This is a genomic window from Saccharopolyspora griseoalba, from assembly GCF_042665275.1.
Classification (GTDB): domain Bacteria; phylum Actinomycetota; class Actinomycetes; order Mycobacteriales; family Pseudonocardiaceae; genus Saccharopolyspora; species Saccharopolyspora griseoalba.
Genome location: NZ_JBHTCJ010000008.1, coordinates 161,149 through 185,880 on the forward strand (window position 1 = coordinate 161,149; position 24,732 = coordinate 185,880).

The following is a 24,732-nucleotide window of genomic DNA, read 5'->3' on the forward strand; positions in this document are numbered from 1 at the left end:
CCACTCCGGGAACACGCGTGACCGGGTGCGACGATGTCGCGCATGTCTTCCGCCGAGGAACTGACCGCCGCCCTGCCGACCGCCGCCCGCGAGATCGAGGAGTTCGTGCACTCCGCGGGCTGGGACCAGCCGGCCCAGGTGTTCGCCCTGGTCGACACCGACAAGCTGCTGACCGCCGAACCGAACCTGTCCGATCAGCTGGACCCGAACGCGCCGCTGACGCCCATCGCTCAGGACTCGCTGCCGTCCGAGGACCTGGCCGAGGCGCTGTCCCGCATCGAGTGGCCCGAGCAGGTCGAGGGCTGCGCGCTGGTGCAGGAGATCGTGATCCTGCCGCCGGAGGCCGAGTCCGACCTGCCCGAGGACCAGGACGAGGCCGCCCGCGCCGCGGCCGAGCACCCGGACCGCCAGGAGGCGCGGCTGGTGGCCGCGGTGCTGCGCGGCGGCGAGGACATCTGCGTCATGCGCGTGCGGGACCACGACGAGGAGCTCTACGCCGACCGCTCCCTCGCACCGAACCTGCTCACCGCCCTGCACGGGACCTTCCAGGCCTGAGGAACGCCTTCCAGGGGGCGCGGCGGAGCCGCCGCTCCAGGTCGGGGATTCGGCCCGCAGGTCCTGGGCGGCTCGGTGGCGCGGCCGCCGCGACGCGCGCGGGGCGGCGGCCGCGGTCCGCGAAGCCGCTCAGGACCTGCTGCCCGCAGCGCGGAGCGAAGCAGACCCGGGAGTCGAGGACGGTTCTGTCAGCAGCTCTCGGGGGCCCGGTCGTTGCGGATCGCGTCGAGGGCCCTGGTGGCGTCCTGCAGGGTGTGGACCTTGGCCAGGTGCATCCCCTCGGGGGCCTCGGCCTTGGCCTCGGAGCAGTTCTCCTCGGGGACCAGGAACGTGGTCGCGCCCGCCTCGTGGGCCTTGACCATCTTGAACTGGATGCCGCCGATCGGGCCGACCACGCCGGCCGCGTCGATCTCCCCGGTGCCCGCGACGAACTCGCCGCCGTTGAGCTCGCCGGGGGTCAGCTTGTCCACGATCGCCAGGCTGAACATCAGGCCTGCCGAGGGACCGCCGACGTCGGCCAGGTGGATCTTGATGTCGAACGGCACGTCCGGCCGCTCGGTCGGCGAGACGCCGAGGAAGCCCTGCTTCTCGTCGCTGCCCGGGTAGGTGCCGAGCTGGATGTTGGCCACCTGCTCGGGGCCGCCCTCCCGGGAGAAGCGGATCTCCGCCCGGTCGCCGGGCTTGGTCCCGGCCAGCGCCGCCTTGAGCGACTGCGGATCGGTGACCGGCTTGCCGTTGGCCGAGATCAGCCGATCGCCGGGCCGCAGGACGTTCTCCGCGGGGCCGCCCTCGATGATCTGCCCGACCAGCACCCGCATCGGGTAGCCCAGGTAGTGCAGCGCCGCGGTCTCCGCGCTGGTCTGCGAGTCGTCGAAGGCCTTGGCGTTCTCCTGCTCGATCTCCTGCTCGCTCTTGCTCGGCGGGAAGTACACCTCCCGCGGCGCCAGCGCGTAGCGCCCGGACGCCCACATGCCCAGCGCGCCGAACAGCGACATCCGGTCGGTGACCGACACGGTGGTCATGTTGAGCTGCCCCGAGGTCGGGAACGTCCGGCGCCCGTCGATCTCGATGACCGGCTTGTCGCCGTCGTTGCCCAGCGTGTCGTAGGTCGGGCCGGGGCCCAGGGCCACGAACGGCACCGGTACGAACGCACCGAGCAGTCCGAAGGCGACGACCAGAACGACACTCGTCAACAGCGTCCAGGTGCGGCGGTTCACGAGGCCACAGCGTACGTGTTCGCCCTGGGCGATGTGTGCGGTGTTCGCCTCCGACGAAGGGCGGAGGCCTACTTCTGCCCCGCCCGCGCCGCGTACGGTGGAACTATGACCAATATGCCGTTCGGGTTCAGCTCGCAGGACCCCGACGACCCTGACAAGGGCGACTCGTCGCAAGGCCGCTCTGAGGGCGGTTCCGGCTCCAACCCGAACGATCCGTTCGGGTTCGCCGGCATGCCCGGTCCGGGCGGCATGCCCAACTTCGACATCGGCCAGCTCGGCCAGATGCTGACCCAGCTCGGGCAGGCGCTGAGCAGCTCCGGCGGCGGCCAGCAGTCCGGTCCGGTCAACTACGACCTGGCCAAGCAGCTGGCCGTGCAGCAGCTGCACAACAACAACCGCACCGAGCGGCCCAGCCAGGAGCAGGTCAAGGGCATCGAGGACGCGGTGCGGCTGGCCGAGCTGTGGCTGGACGCCGCCACCTCGCTGCCAGCGGGCGTGCGCTCGGTGCAGACCTGGTCCTCGGTCGACTGGGTGGAGAAGACCCTGCCGGTGTGGCAGCGGCTGTGCGACCCCGTCGCCCAGCGGATGTCCTCGGCCTGGTTGGAGGCGCTGCCCGAGGAGGCCAAGCAGGCCGCCGGGCCGCTGCTGTCCATGCTCGGCCAGATGGGCGGGATGACCTTCGGCTCGCAGCTGGGCCAGGGCCTCGCGCAGCTCGGCGGCGAGGTGCTGACCTCCACCGAGGTGGGCCTTCCGCTGGGCCCGGAGGGCACCGCCGCGCTGCTGCCCGCCAACATCGAGAAGTTCATCGAGGGCCTGGACCGGCCGGTCAGCGAGGCCACCGTGTTCCTGGCCGCGCGCGAGGCCGCGCACCACCGGCTGTTCGGCCACGTCCCGTGGCTGGGGCAGCGGCTGCTGGCCACCGTCGAGGAGTACGCGCGGGGCATCAGCATCGACACCTCGGCGCTGGAGGAGATGGCCGGTCAGATCGACCCGGCCAACCCGGCCTCGATGCAGGAGCTGATGAACTCCGGCATGCTCGAACCCAAGACCACCCCGGAGCAGGAGGCCGCGCTCAAGCGGCTGGAGACGCTGCTGGCGCTGGTCGAGGGCTGGGTGGACGTCGTGGTCGCCGACGCGCTGGGCAACCGGATCCCGGGCGCCGAGGCGCTGGCCGAGATGGTGCGGCGGCGCCGGGCCAGCGGTGGCCCCGCCGAGCAGACCTTCGCCACCCTGATCGGGCTGGAGCTGCGCCCGCGCCGGATGCGCGACGCGGCGAACCTGTGGCGGCTGATGGGCGAGCGGCACGGCACCGACGGCCGGGACCGCGTCTGGGACCACCCGGACCTGCTGCCGGACGCCTCGGACCTGGACGAGCCGCTGGACTTCGCCGACACCTGGGGCTCGGGCTCCGCCGACCTGGACGACCCGATCGCGGCGATCCGCCGCGCGGAGGAGGCCGAGGCCGCCGAGGGCGACTCGGACGACGGCGAGGACGACTCGCAGGACAAGTGACCCCGCGGGGCGGGACGGTGCCCGATGCAGCGCGAACTCGGGCGCCGCCCCGCCCGGCGGCTCAGTCCCCCTCGGCCTCGTCGAGGTCGTCGTCGGCCTCGATGCCCAGCTGGGCGGCCGCGGACAACCCCTCCAGGTAGCCGATCGCGCGCTCGGTCTTGGGGTAGCGCTTCACCCACGTCCAGAAGTCCTTGCCGTGCCCCGGCACCAGCAGGTGCGCCAGCTCGTGCACGAGCACGTAGTCGAGCACCCAACCGGGTACATCTCGGAGGCGCTCGCTCACCCGAATGGTCCCCTCGCTCGGCGTGCAGGAGGCCCAGCGCGTCCGCATCGGCGGCACCCACCGGACCGAGCTGGGTTCGGTGCGCCCGTCGAAGTACTTCGCGGACAGCTCCCGGCACCGCCGCGACAGCGCGGCGTCCGACTCGCGCGCGGGGGAGCGGCGGCGCGTCTCGCTGCGCTGCAAGCGGCTCAGCATGTCCGCCACCCAGCGCTTTTCTTCCGTCTGGCTCATCCGTGCCGGAAGCAGCACCACGACCTTGTTGCCGTCGCGATAGGCGCTCACCGTCCGTCGGCGGCGCTTGCTGCGGCGGACCTCGACCTCGGGTTCAGCCACGGGAGTCGACCCTAGCGACCCTCCCCGACGAACGGCTCCCCCTGTGAGCTGCACCTCAACCGCGAGCAGGCGCGAGCGCCGTATGATTACTCCATCGAGTCCAACGTGACATGCGCTGAATGCATGCATTCGAATTGCTCCACCTGTACCGTTCCCCCAGCCCGCCCACAGGGCCCGGAGAGGACCCAGCGATGAGGCTGGGTCATTACCAGAAGGAGGGGAGCCGTGGCCGAGACGTACAACGGCTACTGCGTCAAGTGCCGGGAGAAGCGCGATTTTTCCGGTGAGGTCTCGGAGACCAATGGACGCCGGATGGCCAAGGGCACTTGCCCGGTCTGCGGCACCAAGATGACCCGCATCCTCGGCAAGGCGTGAACGGCCACGGGTGGGCCGGTCCCGGCCCACCCAGCCACCCGCCGCGCGGCGCGCGCCGGCCGCCCGGCCGGCGCGTCGGGGCGTTGCGCGAATGCCCGGCGATCGCGATTCGCATTTCCGCGGTCGCCGCCGGAAACGATTCGCGGTCTCCGACGATCGCAACCACCGGCGCGGAGCCTCTAGCATGTGACCAGGTTTCTCGATTCCCGAATGCCGGTTCGTCCGCTTTCGGTTCTCGAGGGAGTTTTCCTGCGCGCACCTAGGGAGAATTCGTGGCCGACATTCCCCGTCGAGCAGCACAGCGGACCGCCAAGCTCGCCGGCCTGCCGCTCGGCGTCGCCGGACGGCTCGCCGCGGGCTGGGGAAGGCGCCTGACCGGCCAGGACGCCGCCGAGGTGAACTCGTCGATCTCCACCCGCACGGCCGAGCAGATCTTCGCGGTGCTCGGCGAGCTCAAGGGCGGGGCGATGAAGTTCGGGCAGGCGCTGAGCGTGTTCGAGGCGGCGGTGCCCGAGGAGATGTCCGAGCCGTACCGGGAAGCGCTGACCAAGCTCCAGTCGGCGGCGCCGCCGATGTCATCCGAAAGCGTGCACCGGGTGCTCGACGCCCAGCTCGGCACCGCCTGGCGCGACCGGTTCCGGGAGTTCGACGAGACCCCCGCCGCGTCGGCGAGCATCGGGCAGGTGCACCGCGCGGTGTACCACGACGGCCGCGAGGTCGCGGTGAAGGTGCAGTACCCCGGCGCGGACGAGGCGCTGCGCTCGGACCTGCGGCAGCTGATGCGCTTCTCCCGGTTGTTCCAGTCGCTGGCCCCGGGCGCGGAGATCAAGCCGCTGCTGCAGGAGCTGCAGGACCGGATGGTCGAGGAGCTCGACTACCGGATCGAGGCGGACAACCAGCGGGTGTTCGCCAAGGAGTTCTCCGGCGACCCCGAAGTCGTGGTGCCGCGGGTGGTGGCCAGCGCGCCGAAGGTCGCGGTCACCGAGTGGATCACCGGCACGCCGTTCTCCCAGATCATCGCCGAGGGCACCCGCGAGCAGCGCGACCTGGCCGGGCGGCTGCTGGCGGAGTTCCACTACTCCACCCCGGCGCGGATCGGGATGCTGCACGCCGACCCGCACCCGGGCAACTTCATGCTGCTGCCCGGCGGCCGGCTGGGCGTGATCGACTTCGGCGCGGTGTCCCGGCTGCCGGACGGGTTGCCGGAGACCTTCGGGACGATGATCCGGCTGGCGCTGGAGGACCGGCCGGTCGAGCTGCTGGAGCTGATGCGCGCCGAGCGGTTCATCCGCCCGGAGCAGGACGTGCGCGCCGAGGACGTGCTGACCTTCCTGGCCCCGTTCGTCGACCCGGCGCGCGCCGAGCGGTTCCACTTCACCCGGTCCTGGCTGCAGTGCCAGGCAGAGCGGGTCGGCGACCTGCGCAGCCCCGACTTCCGGACCAGCCGCTCGCTGAACCTGCCCCCGGACTACCTGCTGATCCACCGGGTGACCATGGGTGCGATCGGCATCCTCTGCCAGCTGGACGCCGAGCTCGACGCCCGCAGCATCATCACCGCCTACCAACCCGGCTTCCAGGACCAGCGCCCGACGGCCTGAGCAGTTCTGCCTGAATCCGCCTCGCTGGGGGCTCGGCGGTTTCAGGCAGAACTGCTATTCGGGCTTCGTCGCCACGTGGGCCGTGTTGGCGGTCAGGTAGAAGACGTCGTCGCGGGAGCCCGCGTAGTGCTCGCCCGCGGGGTCCAGCAGCGCGTCGAGCGCGGCCACGTCGGCCGGGTCGAGGCGCTCCTCGGCGTGCCTGCGCAGCATCTCCAGCCTGCGCAGCACCGCGGCCCGGCCCGGTTCGTCCAGCGGCGCCGGCCGGTCGACCAGGTAGCTGAACGATCGCGCCCCGGTCAGCCCGACCTCGCCGAGCGCCCGGTTCCACCCCATCGGCAAGCGCACCGCCCCGTCCATGTCCGCGCGCATCTGCTCGAACCACTTCTCCCGAGCGGCGATCAGCCTGGCCTCCAGGCCGGGCTCGCCGAGGCCGATGTCGGCGGGCAGCGTCTTGGTCTGCAGCCCGAACTCGACGATGGCCAGCCGACCGCCGGGGCGGACCAGGTCGGCCAGGCGGCGCAGCCCGGCCAGCTGATCGGGCAGGTGGTGGACCACGAACGCCGCGTAGACCAGATCGGCCCGCTCGCTGGCCTCGGAGCGGGCGATCTCCGCGGCCAGCGAGTCGTCGGCGGCGTCGGCGCGCACCGTGTGCACCGCGACGTCGGCCCCGGTGTCGGCGGTGGCCTCACCCGCGCGCTGCCCGGCGGCGGCCAGCAGCTGCTCGGCGGTGTCGACGATGGTCAGCTCGGCGTCCGCGCCCTGCAGAGCGGCGGCGAAGGCGGCAGCGGTGCCGCCCGCCCCCGCGCCGATCTCGATCACGGTGCGGTCGCTGGGGCGGAGCAGCTTGTCGACGAGCGCCTCGATCTCGGGAGCGTTGAACTCGTCGGCCTCCCGCAACCGCTGCAGGTGCTCGTCCCAGTCGATGTTGTCGTGCGAATGCGAGTGTCCAGCCACGACCACCGAGCCTAGACCGCCCCGCACCCCACCTGCACGCCGTTCCCGCCCGGCGCGCTCGTGCGGCGGCGCCCGCCGCACGAGCGCGGGCCTACCGGCGTTCGGCCGCTTCGGCGCGCCGCGTTGCGTAGCCGGCGAGCGATCTCCACAAGCGGCCGGCGAGGAGCCGCTGGGCGCGGCGTTGTCGCTCCGCTTCGGCCCGCATCTCCTCCTCGCGTATTCGGACGTACTCCTCGGGGATCATGCTGCGCACCTCCGCGCTGTTCGGCTGGATGACGATCTGGCGATTCGACTGGTAGGACATGACTTCTCCGGCCTCCCCTCTCGGGAGGGTCAACTCGTCGGTGGGATCAGGCGGCTCGGCCCGGGCGGGTGTCCTCCGGGCGCGGGTGCTTGCGCGGGCGGCCGCGGCCCCGCTTGCGGGCCACCACCCGGCCGCGCTCGAAGATCTCCCCGCCCCAGACGCCCCAGGGCTCGCTGCGCGCCAGCGCACCGTCCAGGCACTGCTGCTTGAGGGGGCAGTCTGCGCACAGGGTCTTCGCCCGCTCCAGGTCGGCGGGGCTGTCGGCGAACCAAAGGTCCGGGTCGCGTCGGCAGGGCAGTTGGTCGTCCAGCCGCGCGGAGCTCTCCAGGAGCTCCGCGACGCCGTCGACCTCGGGCAGCGAGCTCTCGGCCGAGTCGGTTATCGGCACACTCGCGGTGAACATACGACTTCCTCCAGTAGTCGAGCTGCGACGTTGTGGTGCTCGGTGCGGGCGGGTGGAACCGGTCGGGCGCGCAAAAAGGCCGCGGACCCGAGTCAGGTCCGCGGCCTTGTGAAAGCCTGGGGGCTCCTCCTAGATCAGCGGATCCAGAAGGGGCCAGCGGACCGACTTGCGCGGGTCATTCGCCGCAAAAGCGCGGAGACGCGGCTGCGGGCGCACGTCACCTGCGATTTTGCCGGCGATGGCGGACACATGGGTGCCCTGGTAGCGCGCGTTGACCCCGGCCGTGAGGTGGCTCGGGGCGGTGCTGCGCGTCGAGATCAACGTGCCCATCTTCGCCACCTCCTCGTCCGGCTGGTCGTGTCGGTCCGTTCGGCGCGCGCTCCGCAGCGCGCGCATGAGCAGGTTATGCGGACGCGCGACATCCGCGCAACGTATTTTTCGCAGATTCCCCCGAGCGAGCAGAAGAGCTGCGCGACCAGCGAATTCGCCCGGCGGTCAGTTCTGCTCGCCGTTGATCAGCGTGAGCACGTCGTCGCCGAACTTCTGCACCTTCGTGGCCCCGATGCCGGAGATCTCCACCAGGGCGGGCACGTCGGTGGGCCGCTGCTCGGCGATCGCGGTCAGCGTGGCGTCGGTGAACACCACGTAGGCGGGGACCTTGAGCTGCCGGGCGCGTTCGCTGCGCCAGGCCTTGAGCTTGGTCAGCAGGTCCTCGTCCAGGTCGGACGGGCAGTCGCGGCAGCGGCCGAGCTTGATGTCCATCGTTCCGGACAGCGCGGCCTCGCAGACCCGGCACTTCGGCTTGGCCGACTTGGCGGGTTTGATCAGCTGCTGCTGCTCGCGGACCTTGTTCTTGCTCGGCAGCGCGGCCGGGTGCTCGTCGGGCACCAGGGTGTGGAGGAACCGGCTGCGGCGGCGGAACCGGCGGCTGCCCGCGCGCGCCAGCGCCCAGGACAGGTGCAGGTGCTCGCGGGCCCTGGTGACACCGACGTAGAGCAGCCTGCGCTCCTCCTCGACGGCCGCGTCGGTGTTGGCGTGCTGGATCGGCAGGGTGCCTTCGGTGAGCCCGACCAGGAACACCGCGTCCCACTCCAGGCCCTTGGCCGCGTGCAGCGAGGCCAGGGTGACGCCCTCGACGGTCGGCGGGTGCGCCGACTCGGCGCGCGCGTCGAGCTCGGCGACGTAGCGGGCGAGGTCCGCCTCGGGCACCTCGGCGACGAGCTCCTCGGCGAGCTCGACCAGTGCCATCAGCGATTCCCAGCGCTCCCGGGCCGCACCGCCCGAGGGCGGTTCCTCGGTGAGCCCGACCTCGACGAGCAGTTCCCGCACCGCGCCGGGCAGGTCCTCGGCGGCCACGTCCCGGGCGATGGCGGTGCGCAGCGCGGACATGGCCTGCCGGACCTCGGCGCGGGCGAAGAAGCGCTCCCCGCCGCGCAGCTGGTAGGGGATCTCGGCGTCGGCCAGGGCCTTCTCGTAGGCCTCGGACTGGGCGTTGATCCGGAACAGGATCGCGATCTCGGACAGCGGCACGCCCTGCTTGGCCAGCTTCGCGACCTTGCGCGCGATGGCCTCGGCCTCGTCGGTCTCGTCGTCGAACTCGGCGAAGTCGGGGCGCGGCCCCGGCGGCCGCTGCCCGATCAGCTTGAGCCGGGTGCCCGCCGGGCGCTCGCGGGCGGCACCGATGACCTGGTTGGCCAGGTCCACGACCTGCGGCGTGGAGCGGTAGTCGCGTTCGAGCCGCACCACGGTCGCGTCCGGGTACTTGCGCGGGAAGTTGATCAGCCACTTGGGCGCGGCACCGGCGAAGGAGTAGATGGTCTGGTTGGCGTCGCCGACGACGGTGAGGTCGTCGCGGTCGCCGACCCAGGCGTCGAGCACGCGCTGCTGCAGCGGGTTGACGTCCTGGTACTCGTCGACGGTGAACGAGCGGTACTGGCCGCGGAACTCCTCGGCCAGCTCCGGGGACGCCTCGAGGATGCCCGCGATGTGCAGCAGCAGGTCGTCGAAGTCGAGCAGCTGCGCGCGCGATTTGACCTGCTCGTACGCGGCGAAGGCGCGAGCCAGCAGCTCCGGGGCCACGGGCGCCTCGCGGCCGGCCGCCGCCGCTGCCGCCGGGTACTGCTCGGGGCTGATCAGCGAGGACTTGGCCCACTCGATCTCGCCCGCGACGTCGCGCACGTCCTCCTTCTCGGTGGACATGCCGAGCTTGTTGACCGCGGTGGCGACCATGCGGAACTTGTTGTCGGTGAGCTGCCACATCTGCGTGTCGTGCATCCGCGGCCAGAAGTAGCGCAGCTGCCGGAACGCGGCGGCGTGGAAGGTCTGCGCCTGCACCCCGGCGGCCCCGAGACCGCGCAGCCGGGTGCGCATCTCGCCGGCGGCGCGCGCGGTGAACGTCACGGCCAGCACCTGCTGGGGTGCGACGAGGCCGCGCTGCACGAGGTAGGCGATGCGGTGCGTGATGGTCCGCGTCTTACCGGTGCCCGCACCTGCCAGCACGCACACCGGCCCCCGCGGCGCCGCAACCGCCTCCCGCTGCTCCGGATCCAAACCTTCCAGGAGTCGCGGTAGTTCGGCCATGCCGAGCATCCTTGCAGACGCCCCCACCCGGAAGAGCGACACCCGCACCCCGTGTCGCGCAAACGACCGCCCCGACCGGTCGGCGCCCGTTCCTTCTCTCATCAGAAGTCCCCGGATCTCTGCGCCGGGACTTCCGATGAGAAAAGGGAACGGGCGCCCGCCGGGTCACGACTGCCAGGTCGCCCAGCCCTTGATCATCCGGTAGGCGATGGAGACGCTGGGCGGGAGGCGGACGCCGTCGACCGGTTCGCCGTCGGCCTCCAGGGCCGCGCGAATCGTGTCGCGGTGCACCCAGCGGGCCTCCTCGATCTCGCCGTCGGCCGGGACCAGCGGCTGGTCGCGACCGGCGACCGCGGCGAAGCCGAGCATCAGCGAGCGCGGGAACGGCCAGGGCTGGCTGCCGAGGTAGCGGATCTGGCCGCAGTCCACGCCGACCTCCTCGGCGACCTCGCGGGCCACGCAGGCCTCCAGCGACTCGCCGACCTCGACGAACCCGGCCAGCACCGAGAAGCGGTGCGGCGGCCAGATCGGCTGGCGGGCCAGCAGCACGTGGTCCGCCCCGTCGTGCACCAGGCAGATCACCGCCGGGTCGGTGCGCGGGTACTCCTCGCGCTCGCAACCGGTGCAGCTGCGCGCCCAGCCGAGCCGAACCCGGGTGGTCGCGGCGCCGCACACCGCGCAGTACTGCGCGTGGTCGTGCCAGCTGAGCAACCCGACCGCGGTGGTGAACAGGCCCGCGTCGGTGTCGCCGAGCATCGCGCCGCCGAGCCGCAGGTCGCGCCACCCCTCGGCCTCGCCGTCGTGGTCGGTGCGCAGCGCCCAGTAGCTGACGTCCTCCTCGACGCCGAGCAGCACCGCGCCCGGCGCGGGCGCATCGCCGAAGTCGGTGGCCGGCTGCATCGCGAGCCCGCCGTCGACGTCGATCGGGGTGCGGCCCTTGCCGTCCACCAGCACGACCCGGCCCGTCTTCCACAACCGCGTCCCGCCGTCGAGGGAGTCGCGCAGCTCCTCGCGCCGATCGACCGTGGATCGCGACAGCAGCGGCGGGCTGTCCAGCTGGAACCCGGCCCCGGCGAACGCTTCGCGTGTCATGCCTTCGCTTTCTAAAGCGCTCATGCCACGTCCACTCCGCCGAGCATGCGCATCTGCTCCGCGAGCTCGTCGGCGTCTCCCACGACGACCCCGATGAACGAGGTCGGCGCGAAGATCTTCGCGGCCTCGGCGACCTCCTCGACGGTGACCCCGGCCAGCCGCTCCGGGTGCGCCGTCAGCCAGTCCTGCCCCAGGCCGGCCGCGGCCAGCGAGACCAGCGTGGAGGCCAGGCCGGACTGGGAAGCGGTGGAGGTCAGCAGCCCGCCGATGGCGTACTGGCGGGCCGACTCGACCTCGCTCTCGGTCGGCGGCACCAGCGCCATCTTGGAGAGCTCGTAGCGGGTCTCCAGCAGCGCGGCCGCGGTGACCTCGCTGGCGGTGTCGGCGTCGACCAGCAGCGTGCCGTTGCCCTTGGTGAACTCGAACGACGAGTGCGCGCCGTAGGTGTAGCCCTTGTCCTCGCGGATGTTCTCCATCAGCCGGGAGGAGAAGTAGCCGCCGAAGCACAGGTTGGCGATCTGCATCGCCGGGTACTGCGGGTCGGTGCGCGGCACCGCCTGCGCGGACAGCCGCATCTGCGACTGCACCGCGCCCGGCCGGTGCACCAACCGCACGTCACCACCGCTGACCAGCGGCAGCTGCGGCAGCTCGCGCGCCGAGGCGTCGGAGTTCCAGCCGCTCAGCGCCCGGTCGACCGCGGCGACGGCCCGCTCCGGGTCGATGTCGCCGACCAGCACCAGCACGGACCCGCGCGGCAGCACCGCGTCCCGGTGCAGCTGGCGGACCTGCTCGGCGGTCACCTCGGCGACGTCCTCGGCCTGGGGGACCTCGCGGACGAAGGGGTGGTCGCCGTAGCGGTGCTGCTGCAGCTCCTCGCGCGCGATCACCCGCGGCTGCGAGCGCGCGACGCCGATCCGCTCGACCAGCCGGGCGCGCTCGCCCTCGATCTCCTCGTCCCGGTAGACCGCACCGGTGAGCGCGTCCCCGAGCACGTCCAGGACCGCGTCCAGACCGCTGGCCAGCGCGTCCCCGGCGATGCTGAGCCGCTCGGGGTCGACCACGGCGTGCAGGTCGGCGCCGACCTTGGCCAGGTCGACGTCCATCTGCACCCGGTCGCGCTTCGCGGTGCCGGTGAGCAGCGTTTCGGCCAGCATCTCGGCCCGCGCCGGGTGCTGCGGGGCGTCCCCGGCGAAGGGGATGCGCAGCCGGAGCTCGACCATCGGCACGACGCCGTGCCGGGCCGCGATCACGCGCAGCCCGTTGGCCAGCACGGTGTCCACGGTCTCCGGCGGGCGCCCGGTGCGGCGCTCGCCCAGTTCGGGCAGCGGCCGGGGGCCGAGCTCGGTGCGGCCGATCTCCTCGGCGCTGCGGTGCGTAGCGCGGGTCATTCCGCACCTCCGTTCCCAGGTTCGATTTCCAGCACGGCGCGGGCGTCGGCGCGCATGGCCTTGGCCGCCGCGGCGACGTCCTCGGCGCGGATCCGGCCGATGCGGTCGGGCAGCTCGGAGATCATCTCGGCGCGGCCGTGCAGCAGCTCGGCGCTGCCGAGGTCCAGCGTCCGGGAGACCACCCGGTCGTGCTCGCGGTGCAGGCTGGCCGCCCAGCGGGCGGTGACCCGCTGCAGCTCGTCCTCGCTGGGGCCGTCGGTGGCGAGCTTGTCCAGCTCCTCGTCGATGGCCCCGATGACCCGCTCCACCCCGACGTCGGGGGTGTGGATCGCGGTGAAGGTGAAGGTGTCCGGGTCGCGCGCGTCCAGCGGGGCGCCCATCAGGCCCGCGCCCGCGTGCACGTCGACGACCAGGTTCTCCCGGTGCACCAGGCGCTGCTGCAGCCGGGAGGCGTCGCCGTCGGAGAGCAGCGCGGCCAGCACCACGTTGGACAGGTAGGCGTCGATCTCGCCGACCGGGTCGGGCAGCCGGTAGCCCAGCGCCACGGCGGGCAGCGGCGCGTGCTGGTCGACCTGCTTGCCGCGCAGCTCGCCGGTCGGGAACGGCTCGCCGAAGGAGCGCTGCGGCGGGACCTCGCGGGCGGGAACGTCGCCGAAGTGCTTCTCGACGAGCTCGACGGTGCGCTCCACGTCGAGGTCGCCGGCGATGGTCAGCACGGCGTTGCCCGGCGAGTAGTAGGTGTCGAAGAAGGCCGCGCAGTCGTCGACGGTGGCCCGCTCGAGGTCGGTGAAGTCGCCGTATCCGTTGTGCGCGTTGGCGAAGGTCGAGTACAGCACCGGCGGCAGCAGGATCCAGGGGAACCCGCCGTAGGGGCGGTTGAGGACGTTGAGCCGGATCTCCTCCTTGACCACGTCCACCTGGTTGGCGAGGTTCTCCTCGGTGAGCTTGGGCGCGCGCATCCGGTCGGCCTCCAGGAACAGCGCGCGCTCCAGGGCCGCCGAGGGCAGCACCTGGTAGTAGTCGGTGTAGTCCTGGTGCGTCGAACCGTTGAAGACACCACCGGATCCCTGGACGTGCCGGAAGTGCGCGAGCTTCTCCAAGCTCTCGCTGCCCTGGAACATCAGGTGCTCGAAGAGGTGCGCGAAGCCCGTGCGCCCCTCGGGTTCGGACCGGAATCCCACGTCGTAGTGCACGCTGACGCCGATCACAGGGGCCTGCCCGGATGAGGCCTGGCCCGCTGCCGAGTCCGGCGCCAACACCACGCGCAGCCCGTTGGGCAAGGTGACGCGATGCAGCTGTGGTTCGACCATGCCCCGCAGCCTACGTCCGACCAGCCCCTCGATGTGGAGCCCCTACGACACGAACCGGCGTGTCGTGATCATTCCGCCACCCCCGGGGACGCGCGGTCCCGCGCTACCGGAGGCTGTTGACGAGCGCGTCGATCTCGGTGCCGATGGTGCGGGCGTCGGCGGGCAGGAGCGCGTACACGGGCTCGCCGGTGCTGCCGCGCTCGACCCTGTTGACGTAGCGGCCGTCGGGCTCGGCGTTGTCGAACCAGGCGACGACCTGCGAGCGGTTGCGCCGGTTGTACTGGTCGCGGCGGTTGGCGGCCAGCTGCCCGAGCCGCACGTGCGGCGCCTTGCCGACCTGCTCCAGCAGGGCGACCTGGCGATCCCCGCTGCTGGCCCGCCGGGGCGTGGCGGACTGCATCATGCTGGTCGGGTCGTAGTTCTCGCCCTTCTCCTCGTTCAACGAGCTGTGCGGAACGCGCACGACCCCGGCGGTGCCGGGCTTGGCGGGCGGCAGGGTGCCGAGCACGACCGAGGGCAGCGGCACGTTCTGGTGCACCTCGACGGTCAGCAGGCCGCCCCGCTGGGGCTCCTCCCCCGGCGCCTGCACGCCGAGCACCACGCGGTTGTCCTCGGCGAAGGCGGCCAGCGCGCGCCAGCAGTGGTCGGTCCCCGGCTGCGGGAACCACACGGAGTCGACCCAGAAGTAGGGCGCGGCGATCACCTTGAGCGCCTCGACGAGCGGCGGCGCGATCTCGTCGTCGACGACGACCCCGGCGGCTCCCAGGTTGGCGTGCTCGGCCTGGCCGATGCGGCTGAGCTCCTCGGTGGTGCGCCCGAAGGAACGGGTGCTGATCGGCGCCGTGAGCCGTTCGATCCCGAGGTATTTGCAGACGATGTCCAGGTGCACGGGCGTCAGCTGCCACCGACCCAACACGCTCACGTGAAGTACTCCCACTCAGGCGAATTCGAATTCCCGCCGCGGGACTCCTCGCCTCAGAAGTCCCGCGGCCCGGGAAGTGATCTCGCGGTGCGCCCGGGAATTCCCGGGCGCCACCGCGGTTCGTCGGATCTACTCGCCCAGCACCGGCGGCGCGGTCTTGGGCATGTCGTTCATCCAGACGTCGTCCTGCTCCTCGAGCCAGGACGGGCGCTCGTGCTCGTCGTCCTCGCCCTGGCCCTGGCCGCGCCCGGCCCCGGCACCGCCCATCATGCCGCGACCGGCGGCACCGCGACCGCCTGCTCCGGCCGCCCCGGCCGCGCCCGCACCGGCTCCCGAACCGAGCCCACCGGCCCCGGCCCGACCACCGGCGCCCATGCCGGCACCGCGAGCACCACCGGCACCTCCGGCGCCGAGACCGCGCGCACCACCGGCTCCGACGCCGCGAGCACCACCGGCCCCGATCCCGCCGGCCGCCAGGCCCGCAGCACCTCCGGCGCCACCGGCTCCGGGACCGCCTGCCCCCGGACCTCCGGCCCCGGGCACCCCGGTACCGCCGGGCGGGTTGGCAGCCCACGCGCTGTCGGTCTGCGAGGGGGACGAACCGCTGTGGCCACCACCGGGGATCCCGCTGCCGCCGACCCCGGAACCGCCACCGACGCCCGAACCGCCGCCGTAGCCACCGGCACCGCCGCCCCCGCCACCGGGACCGCTGGGCATGCCGCCCCAGTTGGTCCCGTCCTGCGGCGGAACCGGCGGCGGTTGCGCGGTGTTGCCGTCCGGCTTGGTGTACTGCGGCATCTGCGAGTCGACCTGCGTCAGCGTCGGGCTGTAGACGCGACCCATCGTTCCCTGCGCGGCCTTCTCGGCCTCTTCCTGCGCCTCCATCTGGCCGACGGCGTCGAGACCCGCACCGGCGACCCCGAGGGGGATGACGTGCGCAGCGGTTTCGCCCCAGCTGAAGCCTTCGGGCTTGGGCACCATCTGCTTGGACTTGCCCGCGGCGTCACCGGCGGCGTTGAGGTTGTTCCCGGTGGCCTCGAACGCGTCGGCGCTGCTCATCATCCAGTCGGACGCGGGCTTGCCGACCTCGGCGGCCTTGTCGGCGGCTTCGCCCTGCCAGCCCCCGCGAACGATCTCGCCGATGTCCTTGCCGTAGTTCTGCCCGCGCTCGCGCAGCTTCTTGGCGAGCCTGACCCAGGCGTCGCCGATCTCGCCGACCTTGCCCTGGTCGATGGACTCGTGGTTGGTCTTGTAGATGTCGGCGTGGCTGAACCCGCCCCAGTTCACGCACTGCGTGATGGCCGGGTTGTCGTACTGCCCGACCTCCAGGCCGCGGTTCTCCCTCGCCAGCTCCGCCTGCTGCTGCTGGTACGCCTGCTTGGCCTTGGCCAGCTGCTCCTCGCGGGCATCATCGGCGAAGGTGTCCATGCCGACGAGGTCCATGCCGCCGTTGGCGACGTTGGTGACGAAACTCGTGAAGCCCATCTAGTCCCCCAACATCACTTCGGCAACCGAGAAGCAGTCTGGTTGGCGATCTTCTCGATCTCGGCGCACGGATCGGCGACGGAGTCCCGCATCGCCCCGGCGATCTGGTAGAGGACGACACCGCCACCCGTCGAAACGACGGTCACGCAGCCACCCTGCCCGGTAGCACCAGGCACGATCATTCGCGCAGCCTCACGCCCCCCAACTGAAATGGGTTCATAGGAGTCGTAGCTCTCGCCTTCCTTGAGACTCTGCACGGTCTCGTCGGCATTCTTCTGGAGGGCAATGTCCATCTTTTCGCCCTCCCAAGTGCAACCCGGCTGGAAGCTGACCTGCGTGAAGTCCTCGCTCTGCGTAGAAACCCCCCACGACGTGAGCTCGTCGGGCTTGAAGAACGTGCAGGGATCGAAGCTACTGATCGCCTTGCCCTGCGGCTTCGGCTCACCAGCAGTGTCGCCCGAATCGCTGCCCGAGCACGCAGAAATACCGAACAGCGCCACGCCGGCGGTCGCTGCGATCAGCGCTCGAGTAACCGTCTTCACTTCATACCTCGCCTAAGGTCGTCGGCGTTCTGTTCGTCAATAGCGCGGTAGTCCTTGGCTGCGCCTCGGAACGCTTCCGCTTGCTTCCGCAGCTCTTCCTGCAAGTCACGAATCAGCTTCATGGCACCCGCTTCAGGATCAGAAGCTTTGTCCTCGAAGCGCTTCGCAAGCTGCTTCCCATCCGGGTAGTCACCGAGACCCTTAACAGTGTTCAGAGCCTGAGTGATCTTCCACAGGTCACCAAGCTCCTCGATCTCGTCCTCGCAGCGCTTCGCGGCCTTCTCCGCCGCTTCTGGATCGAGTGCAAGCTTGCCCGCGCTGACCTGCGAGTTGATCCACGACGTCTGACCGCTGACGGCCCCCAGGGCCTCTTTCGCTGCGGCGAAGCCGCCCTCTGCGCTTGTCATCTCAGATCCTCCGGCACCTGCGATCCCCCATGAGACGGGGTAACTCTAGCGTGGACGCAGGCCGTTGCGGAGCGGTTCCGTTCAGATCGGGCAATTTGACCTGGATCACCCGTTCAGCCCAGGTCGCGGTCGTACCGACCAGCTTTGAGCCCGGCGAGGAACCGGCGCCAAGACGTTGAATCGACGACTAAGTGGCCACTTTCCGGAGCCTTGGAGTCACGCACCGCAGCGAACTCGGCGCTGAGCGCAACCTCGACGCAGTTGACCTTGCCGCTGCGACCGCTCTTGCGCCAGGTGTAGTCGTTCAATGGTCAAGCTCCTTCGCGATCCTCTCGATCAGCTTGGCCGAGCCCACCGCGTCCAGCGCAAGCGCTTGTAGCTGCTCGCACACGTCAAGATACTCGCAGGTCTCATCAGCCTTGGTAAGGAAAATTCCGCCCTTCTGGTTCTCGATGTAGACGTACGGGGAGATGGCCTCGAACTCGTAGACCGCGAACGGCCCTTCCAAACCGGGATACGCACCTGCTTCCACCGGAACTACGCGAACCGTCACCTTGGGCAACTCAGCGCAGGCATGAAGGTGCTTGAGCTGTCCGCGCATGACTTGAGCCCCACCGATTCTTCGGCGAAGCGCGAACTCGTCCACGAAGAAGCGCGTCCCGGGACCGTTGGGCCTGGTCAGCAAGCACTGGCGCCCTATTCGCGTCGACACGGAGAGCTCCATGTCCCGCATCGGGACGGAAACTCCCGACAGCACCGCTCGCGCGTAGCTGGGGGTTTGCAGGAGGCCTGGGATCAGGGAGATCCCGAAGTCCGTGATCCGGGACGCCTCGCGTTCCAGGGTCATGACGTTGGCCAGCTGGTCGGCGTACTCGTCGGCGGGGATCGGGACGGTGCCGCCGTCGTCGGAGGCCTTGGCGACGAGCTTGTCCTTCGGCTCGCCGGTCACGCCGTAGAGGACGCAGAGCTCCTTGACCTCGGCGGCCGTCGGTTTGCGGGCGCCGGTCTCGGTGCGGCTGACCCACGCCGGGCTGGTCCCGAGCTTGGCGGCCACCGATCGGGTGGAAAGTCCGCTGAGCTCGCGGAGCCTGCGCAGCTCCGCGCCGAGGCCGACCTGAAACACGCGGCGCCCTCGAAACATGCCCTACCCCCGGGTTTTCCCGCTCCGACCGTTTCGCGTTTCGGTCCGTTTCATTTCTCGCGAATCAGTTTCGAAATGGATGAACCGCTGAAACGAGATTAGCTTTCGCCGCCATCCGGGATCCACTTCCGCACTTCGAAAGGACTCGATGGGATGGTTTTCGACGTGTTCCGCCGCGAGAGCACCGATGTGTTCTGGATCGTCGGCGCGGGATTCCGAGCGCGGCACGCGATGACGGCGCTCCCCGGCTCGGTGTACTCGGGGGCGTGGGTCCCCGCGCTCTGCGAGATGTGGCTGCTGATCCCGTCGGCCACGCCCTACGGCCAGGTCCCGGTGACGGCGAAGTACACCGAGCGCTGCCCCGACTGCGCGAACCTGGTCGCCCGCCACGCCCACCGCGAGCACACCTGGGACTTCTGAGGAGCGCGGTTCGAGCTGGGGCCGCGCACCTCGGGCGTGCGGTCCCAGGCCGAACCACCGTCAGCTCGCCGCTCGGCGACGGTCATCGCCCGGACGACGCGCGATCGATCGACAACGCCACGTGATCGTCCGGGCGCTGAGCGTGAAAGGCGTTGGGGCGGTGGCGTTGTTTGCTCGAAGGGCCGCCGGGGCGGGCGGTCGAGCCGATACAGTCTGGTGCGCAGGTCGGGTGGTGCCGAGGAGGTCGTGGTGGTCGTCCACAGCAGACGCGCGTTGCCGAGGTGGGGCGCGTGACCCAACCGCCCGGACCACCGCAGCATCCCTGGCAGCAGCCCTGTCCGCAGCAGCCGCCGCCCCAGCAGGGCTGGGTCCCGCAGGAGGCCCCGCCGCAGCAGGCGCAGCACGGCCGGCCGTGGACCCCGCAGGACCCGCAGCAGCAGTGGGTTCCCGCGGGTCAGCAGCAGTGGGGCCCGCAGCAACCGCAGCAGCAGTGGCCCCAGCAGGCCGGGCAACCACCGCGGGCGCAGCGTGCCGAGCAGCAGCCGTGGGGATTCGCGCCCGTGCCGATCCCGCCGCCGCGGAAGAAGTCGCGGGCCGGGCTCGTGGTGGCCCTGGTGCTGGCCGGGGTGACACTGGTGGCCGGGGGCGTGGTCACCGCGGTGGCCACCGGTTCCAGCGACGAGGCGACGACCCGCCCGATCGGCAACGGCAGCGCCTCCACCAGCACCAGCGAGGCCACCGAGACCAGCAGCTCGGAACCGACCACCAGCAGCACGACCTCGACGAGCAGCGACATCGAGAACACCGACGCGCAGCCGGTGGTCGCGCTCGGCGACAACCCCGTCAACATCGAGGGAAACGGCGCGGTCAGCACCTCCTGCAGCGTCCCGGACTTCCGCACCGAGGTCTCCGCCCAGGACCGCTTCTACCAGGCGGTCATCGACTGCCTGATGGAGGCGTGGGCGCCCGCGCTGCACGAGGCGAACCTGCCGGTGGAGACCCCGCGGGTCATCACCGTCGGCCAGGACACCAGCACCCCCTGCGGCCTGCGGCGGTGGAACCAGACCGCGCTGTACTGCCCGAACGACCACACCATCTACATGACCGCGCGGTACTACTCCGAGATCGAGAACCGCACCCGCGGGGGCGTCTACCTGGGCCAGTTCGCGCACGAGTTCGGCCACGCCGTCCAGGGGCTGGCGGGCATCAACACCGCCTACGGGGACGCGCTCGACCAGGCCGGGCCCACCAGCCCCGAGGGGCTGGAGCTCACCCGCCGCTCCGAGCTGCAAGCCACCTGCTTCGAGGGGATGTCGCTGGCGGCGCTGCAGAACGGCGGCGTGAGCAACGAGCTCATCTTCCCCGCGCTGCAGGACTCCGCGGCGCGCGGCGACGAGCACAGCGACGTCGCCGACCACGGCAGCACCGAGACCAACGCGATCTGGATCAACCAGGGCTTCACCAAGAACCGCGTGGCGCAGTGCAACACCTGGCTCTCCCCGGACGGCGACGTGGACTGAGCGTCCGGGCGTTCCACCTCAGGAGCGGCGGCACCGCCGAGCAGCGCGATCCCGGAGCAGCCCTAGCGGACCCGGACCTCGAAGTAGATCGGGCGATAGCCCGGCATCAGCTCCCGACCGGACTCGTCGACCATCTTCCAGCGGACCTTGCAGTCCACCTGGCCGCGCGGCGGGGTGCGCACGGTGACCGGGATCTGCACCTCCTGCCCCGGCGCCGTCGCGGGGATCGGGATGCGCTCGCTGGTCCGGCAGCCCTCGGACCCCATCGAGACGTCGACGCGCTGCAGGTACCGGTCCCGCCAGTGCACCGAACCGACGTTGCGCAGCTCCCAGACCTTGATGAACTGCGCGTCCGCGGGCACGACCGCGCCGTCCGGGTAGGTCACGTCGCGCAGGAAGTCGCTCGCATCGCCCGGGTGGACGACGCGCTCGTCGACCGGTGCGCCGGCGAACATGGGCACGGCGGCCCCGAGCACGCCCAGCACGGTGAGCACCGACAGCACCAGGAACCAGTGCGACCGCCACCACCGGTGCGGCGCGCCCGCTTCGGCCTCGACCTCGTCCGATCCCCGCGGTTCCACCGCCGGTTCGAGCGCGGCGACCTCGGCCACCGGCTCCGCGCCGTCGAGCTGCCCAGGAGCGGCGTCCACCGGCTCCCCGGGGCCCGGTGCTCCGGCCAGCTCCTGGGCAGCTCGTCGCCAGCGGGCGCACCACTCGTCCTCGTCGCCGTCGCAGGCGCGCACGAACTCCCGCACGGTCTGCCAGGGCTGCAGGCGGTAGCCGGTCACGGTGAGGTGCAGCGTCGCGTGCGAGACGGCACCGGACTTCGCCGCCATCCGCCGGAAGGACGGCTCGCCCGCCCGCTCGCGCAGCGCGCGCAGCGCGACCACGAACTCCTCGAGCGCGGGTGGTCGTTCCGCTCGTTGCGATCGAGGCACCAGGTCCTCCCATGAGCGCCGGGATCACCGGCTGTCGTGCAGCGCGAGGCGCCCGCGGGGCCCGGCGCCGTCAGGTGCGGCGTCAACCCCGTCACGCGAACAGCCCGCGCTGTCACTCACCGTGGCGGTCGAGACGTTAGCAGGAAACGCGTGACAGCTCCGGTACGAACGAGCGAATTTCCAGCGCACGACACCGTCGGTGCTGTCATACGACACCATCCGGCGTAACGGGGCGCGTCCGATCGGTGTCGGACGGTCGCACCGCGCCGCCAGAGTCGCACCCAGCGTCATCGACCGATTCGAGGGAGCGACGTTGAGAACACGACCGGCAGGACTCGCCATCACCGCGGCGCTCGCGGTGCTCGCGAGCGTTCCGGCCACCGCCGCCGGACAACCGCAGGACGCGGTCGACGTGGAGGCCGCGCTGCGCGCCGCGCAGATCGACCCGCAGCGCGACGACCAGGAGCCGACTCCCGGCGCGCAGGCCAGCGTCGAGGTCATCGAGCGGGCGCTGCGCGCGGAGGGGCTGCTCGACCAGCAGTACGTCGACGGGCACTACGGCACCAGGACCGTCGACGCCTACGCCGAGCACCAGCGCTCGATGGGCTTCGAGGGCATCGCCGCGAACGGGCTGCCCGGCGCGGAATCCCTGCGCGAACTCGCGGCCGGCCGCTTCGAGGTCACCCGCGTCGTCCGGCCGGGGAAGCGCACGACGCACACCGGCGAGGTGGTGAACGCGCGCACCGCGGCGATGCTGGCCGAGGCCGAGGAGCGCTTCGGCGCGAAGTTCGCGGTGGACCAGGGTTCCTACAACCCCGGCGGCGACCCCACCTCCGCGGGCACCCACGACGGCGGCGGCGCGGTGGACGTCGACGTCGACGGCATGGACCGGGCCACCTCGACCGAAGCGGTCCGGGCGCTGCGCGAGGTCGGCTTCGCGGCCTGGTACCGGACGCCGAGCCAGGGCGACTGGCCCGCGCACATCCACGCCGTCGCGATCAGCGACCCCGACCTGTCCGAACCGGCCAGGGAGCAGGTCGGGGACTACTACCTGGGCAAGAACGGGCTCGCGAACGACGGGCCGGACGACGGGCCCGAGGTGGAGCCCGTCCGCACCTGGGAGCAGCACCAGCGCGGCGAGGACCGCTGAGCCGCGGAACCGACTACTCGAAAGCGCGGGAAACGGAGAGAAGATGAAGTTCATGCGCAAGCTGGCGGCGACGAGCGCGCTCGCGGTCGCGGCCGCCGCCACGATGGTGAGCGCCGGCGCCGGGGAGGCGTTGGCCGAGCCCGACTTCCAGATGCCCTTCGAGTGCGGCTACACCGCGGTCGCCGCCACCTACGGCGGGCACAGCCCGGCGAACTCGGTGGACTTCCAGAAGTCCGGCATCTCCGGGGACGCCGTCGTGGCCTCGGCGGGCGGGACCGTGTCGGTCGTGGGCGACGAGGGCGACGAGAGCTACGGCAAGTGGATCGAGATCGACCACGGCGGCGGCTGGACCACCCGGTACGCGCACCTGTCCGCGCAGTCGGTCGGCCAGGGCGACGAGGTCCGCAGCGGCGAGAAGATCGGCGAGGCCGGCAACACCGGCGGCTCGACCGGCGCGCACCTGCACTACGAGCAGCGGCTCGACGGCGCCGACGAGAAGGTCGTGCTCGACGGCGCACCAGTGCCCTACTACGGCAAGACCGAGTTCACCAGCAACAACTGCGGCGGCGGGAGCGGCAACCCGCACAGCCCCGGCGAGGTCTGCGGCGACGGCTACTCGGTCGTCGACAGCCACCAGCTCGGCGAGGCCGGCGAGGTCTACCTGCTCTACAACGGCGACAGCGGCAAGAACTGCGTGACCGCGCTCAAGGCGGAGAAGCTGGACCGGAGGACTCCGGTCTCGGCCTTCCTGGAAGTCCGGGGCGCCGACCGCAAGACCGACTCCGGCGAGTTCCAGTACTACGCGGGACCGGTGCGCGCCTCGGCCGCCCAGACCTGCGTGAAGTGGGGCGGCTCCATCGGATCCGCCGAGTACAGCAGCGATTTCGAGCACTGCGGCTGAGCGAGCCGACGACACGGGAGGAGGGAAGACGTGCGCGAGCTGGCAACCGCGGCGGTGCTCACCGCCCTCTCCGGCGCGCTGGTCGCCGGATCGGCGACCCCGGCGCTGGCCGAGGAGAAGGCCACCGCGGTGAACATGGAGGCCGTGATCGAGGCGGCCATGCGGGATCCGCACAAGTCGGACCAGGACGTCACCGACGGGTCCGGCCCGAGCGTCGAAGCGGTCGAGAAGGCGCTCGCGGTCGAGGGACTGCTCGACCGCGGCTACGTCGACGGGCACTTCGGCACCTCCACGGTGGACGCCTACGCGGAGTACCAGCGCGAGCTGGGCTACGAGGGCCTGGACGCCACCGGGCTGCCGGACGCGAGCTCGCTGGCCGAGCTGGGCGAGGGACGCTACGAGGTGAAGCGGGTCATCGACGTCGGCTCCAGGACGTCGATGGACGGTGAACCGGTGAACCAGCGCACCGCGGCCATGATCGAGGCGGCCGAGAAGCGGGCCGGGGAGAGCTTCACGCTCACCCAGGGCTCCTACGGGGGCGTGGACCAGTCCGGCGGGACCCACGACGGCGGTGGCGCCGTGGACATCTCGGTGCGCGGCCTGTCCGCCGACGCGGCCGTGAAGGCGCTCCGGCAGGTGGGCTTCGCCGCGTGGCACCGCACCCCGGAGCAGGGCGACTGGGCCGCGCACATCCACGCCATCGCGATCAGCGACACCGACATGTCGCCGGAGGCCCAGCAGCAGGTCGGCGACTACTTCGAGGGCCGCAACGGGCTCGCGAACGGGGCTCCGGACGACGGCCCGAAGGTCGAGAAGGTGACCTGGGAGGAGTACCAGCGCGGGTAGCCGACGCCGCCCGTGCGGGAAGGGTCCTGCCGTCGCGCTGGGCCCCTTTCCCGCGCGCGAGGTTCCGGACTTCCCGGCAGTCCCCGCAACGGCTCTCAGCGCCTCCCGGCCAGCAGGACGCCGTAGCCGCCACCGGCCACGGCGGCCAGCGTGACCAGGACGAGGTTCGTGCGCAACGTCAGGTCTTCCAGCCCCGAGCGCGCGGAATCCGCTGGGACGGCGACGAAACCGTCGCGGGCGCGGGCCGGGACCAGCACCTTCAGCTCGGTGCCCGCGAAGTGCCCGCAGCCGCTGAACGTTCCGGTGCGGGTCTCGCCCCCGACGCGCACCTCGACCCGGTCGCCCTGCGCCTTCGGGCCGCACGGGCGCCGTTCGAGCACCTTCGCCGTCACCTGGCGCAGCTCCGTGCGCTCACCGGCGGCCGCGACCAGCGGCCAGATCGTCGCACCGGCCACCACAACGCCGAGAACGCCCAGCACGAGCAGGATCGACGCCACCGAGGCCGCACCTCGAGTGCTTCCCACCCCACCGATAGTGCCAGGCCGCTCACCCGGTG

At 71.5% G+C, this 24,732-nt stretch carries 27 protein-coding genes; 9 read left to right on the forward strand and 18 right to left on the reverse strand.

What is annotated here, in order from left to right:
- Positions 1-42 precede the first annotated feature (42 nt).
- Positions 43-555: a PPA1309 family protein gene (locus ACFQRI_RS17090; protein ID WP_380669692.1), complete on the forward strand. Its 513-nt coding sequence runs from the start codon at positions 43-45 to the stop codon at positions 553-555.
- A 188-nt stretch (positions 556-743) separates the two neighbouring features.
- On the opposite strand, the gene ACFQRI_RS17095 is transcribed toward ACFQRI_RS17090, so the two are convergent.
- A complete protein-coding gene (locus ACFQRI_RS17095) occupies positions 744-1,748 on the reverse strand; it encodes a YlbL family protein (RefSeq protein ID WP_380669694.1) in 1,005 nt (334 codons plus the stop codon).
- A gap of 129 nt (positions 1,749-1,877) precedes the next feature.
- Here ACFQRI_RS17095 and ACFQRI_RS17100 point away from each other — a divergent pair, with 129 nt between their 5' ends.
- Positions 1,878-3,284, forward strand: coding sequence for a zinc-dependent metalloprotease (locus ACFQRI_RS17100; protein WP_380669696.1), 1,407 nt, complete (start codon positions 1,878-1,880; stop codon positions 3,282-3,284).
- A 61-nt stretch (positions 3,285-3,345) separates the two neighbouring features.
- Here ACFQRI_RS17100 and ACFQRI_RS17105 read toward each other — a convergent pair whose 3' ends face one another.
- Positions 3,346-3,900 (reverse strand): M48 metallopeptidase family protein, encoded by a 555-nt coding sequence (locus ACFQRI_RS17105; protein ID WP_380669698.1) that lies wholly within the window; start codon positions 3,898-3,900, stop codon positions 3,346-3,348.
- Between the two features lie 225 nt (positions 3,901-4,125).
- On the opposite strand from ACFQRI_RS17105, the gene ACFQRI_RS17110 reads away from it, so the two are divergent.
- Both ACFQRI_RS17110 and ACFQRI_RS17115 read left to right on the forward strand, forming a co-directional pair.
- Positions 4,126-4,275 carry a DUF5679 domain-containing protein gene (locus tag ACFQRI_RS17110; RefSeq protein WP_010693945.1) on the forward strand — a complete coding sequence of 50 codons (150 nt, stop codon included), beginning with the start codon at positions 4,126-4,128 and terminating at the stop codon, positions 4,273-4,275.
- A gap of 272 nt (positions 4,276-4,547) precedes the next feature.
- Positions 4,548-5,873: an ABC1 kinase family protein gene (locus ACFQRI_RS17115; RefSeq protein WP_380669701.1), complete on the forward strand. Its 1,326-nt coding sequence runs from the start codon at positions 4,548-4,550 to the stop codon at positions 5,871-5,873.
- A 54-nt stretch (positions 5,874-5,927) separates the two neighbouring features.
- Here ACFQRI_RS17115 and ACFQRI_RS17120 read toward each other — a convergent pair whose 3' ends face one another.
- The 14 genes from ACFQRI_RS17120 to ACFQRI_RS17185 form a co-directional block, all read right to left on the reverse strand.
- Complete coding sequence (locus tag ACFQRI_RS17120; protein WP_380669703.1) at positions 5,928-6,827, reverse strand: class I SAM-dependent methyltransferase; 900 nt, start codon at positions 6,825-6,827, stop codon at positions 5,928-5,930.
- 91 nt (positions 6,828-6,918) lie between these two features.
- On the reverse strand, positions 6,919-7,131 hold the full coding sequence (locus ACFQRI_RS17125) for a hypothetical protein (RefSeq protein WP_380669705.1): 213 nt from the start codon (positions 7,129-7,131) through the stop codon (positions 6,919-6,921).
- 46 nt (positions 7,132-7,177) lie between these two features.
- Positions 7,178-7,534 carry a WhiB family transcriptional regulator gene (locus tag ACFQRI_RS17130; RefSeq protein ID WP_380669707.1) on the reverse strand — a complete coding sequence of 119 codons (357 nt, stop codon included), beginning with the start codon at positions 7,532-7,534 and terminating at the stop codon, positions 7,178-7,180.
- A 129-nt stretch (positions 7,535-7,663) separates the two neighbouring features.
- Complete coding sequence (locus tag ACFQRI_RS17135) at positions 7,664-7,864, reverse strand: hypothetical protein (RefSeq protein ID WP_380669709.1); 201 nt, start codon at positions 7,862-7,864, stop codon at positions 7,664-7,666.
- Between the two features lie 165 nt (positions 7,865-8,029).
- The gene (locus tag ACFQRI_RS17140; RefSeq protein ID WP_380669711.1) at positions 8,030-10,114 is read right to left on the reverse strand and encodes an ATP-dependent DNA helicase UvrD2; all 2,085 of its coding nucleotides are present in this window, start codon (positions 10,112-10,114) and stop codon (positions 8,030-8,032) included.
- Positions 10,115-10,279: 165 nt separating this feature from the next.
- Positions 10,280-11,206, reverse strand: a complete 927-nt coding sequence (nudC, locus tag ACFQRI_RS17145; RefSeq protein ID WP_380669713.1) for an NAD(+) diphosphatase — start codon at positions 11,204-11,206, stop codon at positions 10,280-10,282.
- A gap of 20 nt (positions 11,207-11,226) precedes the next feature.
- Positions 11,227-12,594, reverse strand: a complete 1,368-nt coding sequence (locus ACFQRI_RS17150; RefSeq protein ID WP_380669715.1) for a M16 family metallopeptidase — start codon at positions 12,592-12,594, stop codon at positions 11,227-11,229.
- Positions 12,591-13,904 carry a M16 family metallopeptidase gene (locus tag ACFQRI_RS17155; protein WP_380669717.1) on the reverse strand — a complete coding sequence of 438 codons (1,314 nt, stop codon included), beginning with the start codon at positions 13,902-13,904 and terminating at the stop codon, positions 12,591-12,593. Before ACFQRI_RS17155 ends, ACFQRI_RS17150 begins: the two co-directional genes overlap by 4 nt.
- Positions 13,905-14,007: 103 nt before the next feature.
- Positions 14,008-14,826, reverse strand: a complete 819-nt coding sequence (locus ACFQRI_RS17160; protein ID WP_380669719.1) for an ESX secretion-associated protein EspG — start codon at positions 14,824-14,826, stop codon at positions 14,008-14,010.
- Positions 14,827-14,955: 129 nt separating this feature from the next.
- Positions 14,956-16,311: a PPE domain-containing protein gene (locus tag ACFQRI_RS17165; RefSeq protein WP_380669721.1), complete on the reverse strand. Its 1,356-nt coding sequence runs from the start codon at positions 16,309-16,311 to the stop codon at positions 14,956-14,958.
- 14 nt (positions 16,312-16,325) lie between these two features.
- A complete protein-coding gene (locus ACFQRI_RS17170) occupies positions 16,326-16,853 on the reverse strand; it encodes a DUF3558 family protein (protein WP_380669723.1) in 528 nt (175 codons plus the stop codon).
- The gene (locus ACFQRI_RS17175; RefSeq protein ID WP_380669725.1) at positions 16,850-17,260 is read right to left on the reverse strand and encodes a hypothetical protein; all 411 of its coding nucleotides are present in this window, start codon (positions 17,258-17,260) and stop codon (positions 16,850-16,852) included. Before ACFQRI_RS17175 ends, ACFQRI_RS17170 begins: the two co-directional genes overlap by 4 nt.
- 113 nt (positions 17,261-17,373) lie before the next feature.
- Positions 17,374-17,568, reverse strand: a complete 195-nt coding sequence (locus ACFQRI_RS17180; protein WP_380669727.1) for a DUF397 domain-containing protein — start codon at positions 17,566-17,568, stop codon at positions 17,374-17,376.
- A complete protein-coding gene (locus ACFQRI_RS17185; RefSeq protein WP_380669729.1) occupies positions 17,565-18,401 on the reverse strand; it encodes a helix-turn-helix domain-containing protein in 837 nt (278 codons plus the stop codon). The genes ACFQRI_RS17180 and ACFQRI_RS17185 overlap by 4 nt, the downstream gene beginning before the upstream one ends.
- A 153-nt stretch (positions 18,402-18,554) precedes the next feature.
- On the opposite strand from ACFQRI_RS17185, the gene ACFQRI_RS17190 reads away from it, so the two are divergent.
- On the forward strand, positions 18,555-18,821 hold the full coding sequence (locus tag ACFQRI_RS17190) for a hypothetical protein (protein ID WP_380669731.1): 267 nt from the start codon (positions 18,555-18,557) through the stop codon (positions 18,819-18,821).
- Between the two features lie 290 nt (positions 18,822-19,111).
- Positions 19,112-20,341, forward strand: a complete 1,230-nt coding sequence (locus tag ACFQRI_RS17195) for a neutral zinc metallopeptidase (protein ID WP_380669733.1) — start codon at positions 19,112-19,114, stop codon at positions 20,339-20,341.
- A 62-nt stretch (positions 20,342-20,403) separates the two neighbouring features.
- On the opposite strand, the gene ACFQRI_RS17200 is transcribed toward ACFQRI_RS17195, so the two are convergent.
- Positions 20,404-21,279 carry an NBR1-Ig-like domain-containing protein gene (locus tag ACFQRI_RS17200; RefSeq protein ID WP_380669735.1) on the reverse strand — a complete coding sequence of 292 codons (876 nt, stop codon included), beginning with the start codon at positions 21,277-21,279 and terminating at the stop codon, positions 20,404-20,406.
- Positions 21,280-21,592: 313 nt separating this feature from the next.
- Between ACFQRI_RS17200 and ACFQRI_RS17205 the strand changes: the two genes are divergently transcribed.
- From ACFQRI_RS17205 to ACFQRI_RS17215, 3 genes are read left to right on the forward strand one after another with little or no spacing between them, the layout of a single operon-like run.
- Positions 21,593-22,429 carry a peptidoglycan-binding protein gene (locus ACFQRI_RS17205; protein WP_380669737.1) on the forward strand — a complete coding sequence of 279 codons (837 nt, stop codon included), beginning with the start codon at positions 21,593-21,595 and terminating at the stop codon, positions 22,427-22,429.
- A 43-nt stretch (positions 22,430-22,472) separates the two neighbouring features.
- Positions 22,473-23,330: a M23 family metallopeptidase gene (locus ACFQRI_RS17210; protein WP_380669739.1), complete on the forward strand. Its 858-nt coding sequence runs from the start codon at positions 22,473-22,475 to the stop codon at positions 23,328-23,330.
- 30 nt (positions 23,331-23,360) lie between these two features.
- Positions 23,361-24,176: a peptidoglycan-binding domain-containing protein gene (locus ACFQRI_RS17215; RefSeq protein ID WP_380669741.1), complete on the forward strand. Its 816-nt coding sequence runs from the start codon at positions 23,361-23,363 to the stop codon at positions 24,174-24,176.
- A gap of 95 nt (positions 24,177-24,271) precedes the next feature.
- Here ACFQRI_RS17215 and ACFQRI_RS17220 read toward each other — a convergent pair whose 3' ends face one another.
- Positions 24,272-24,700 carry a hypothetical protein gene (locus ACFQRI_RS17220; protein WP_380669743.1) on the reverse strand — a complete coding sequence of 143 codons (429 nt, stop codon included), beginning with the start codon at positions 24,698-24,700 and terminating at the stop codon, positions 24,272-24,274.
- Between the last annotated feature and the right edge of the window lie 32 nt (positions 24,701-24,732).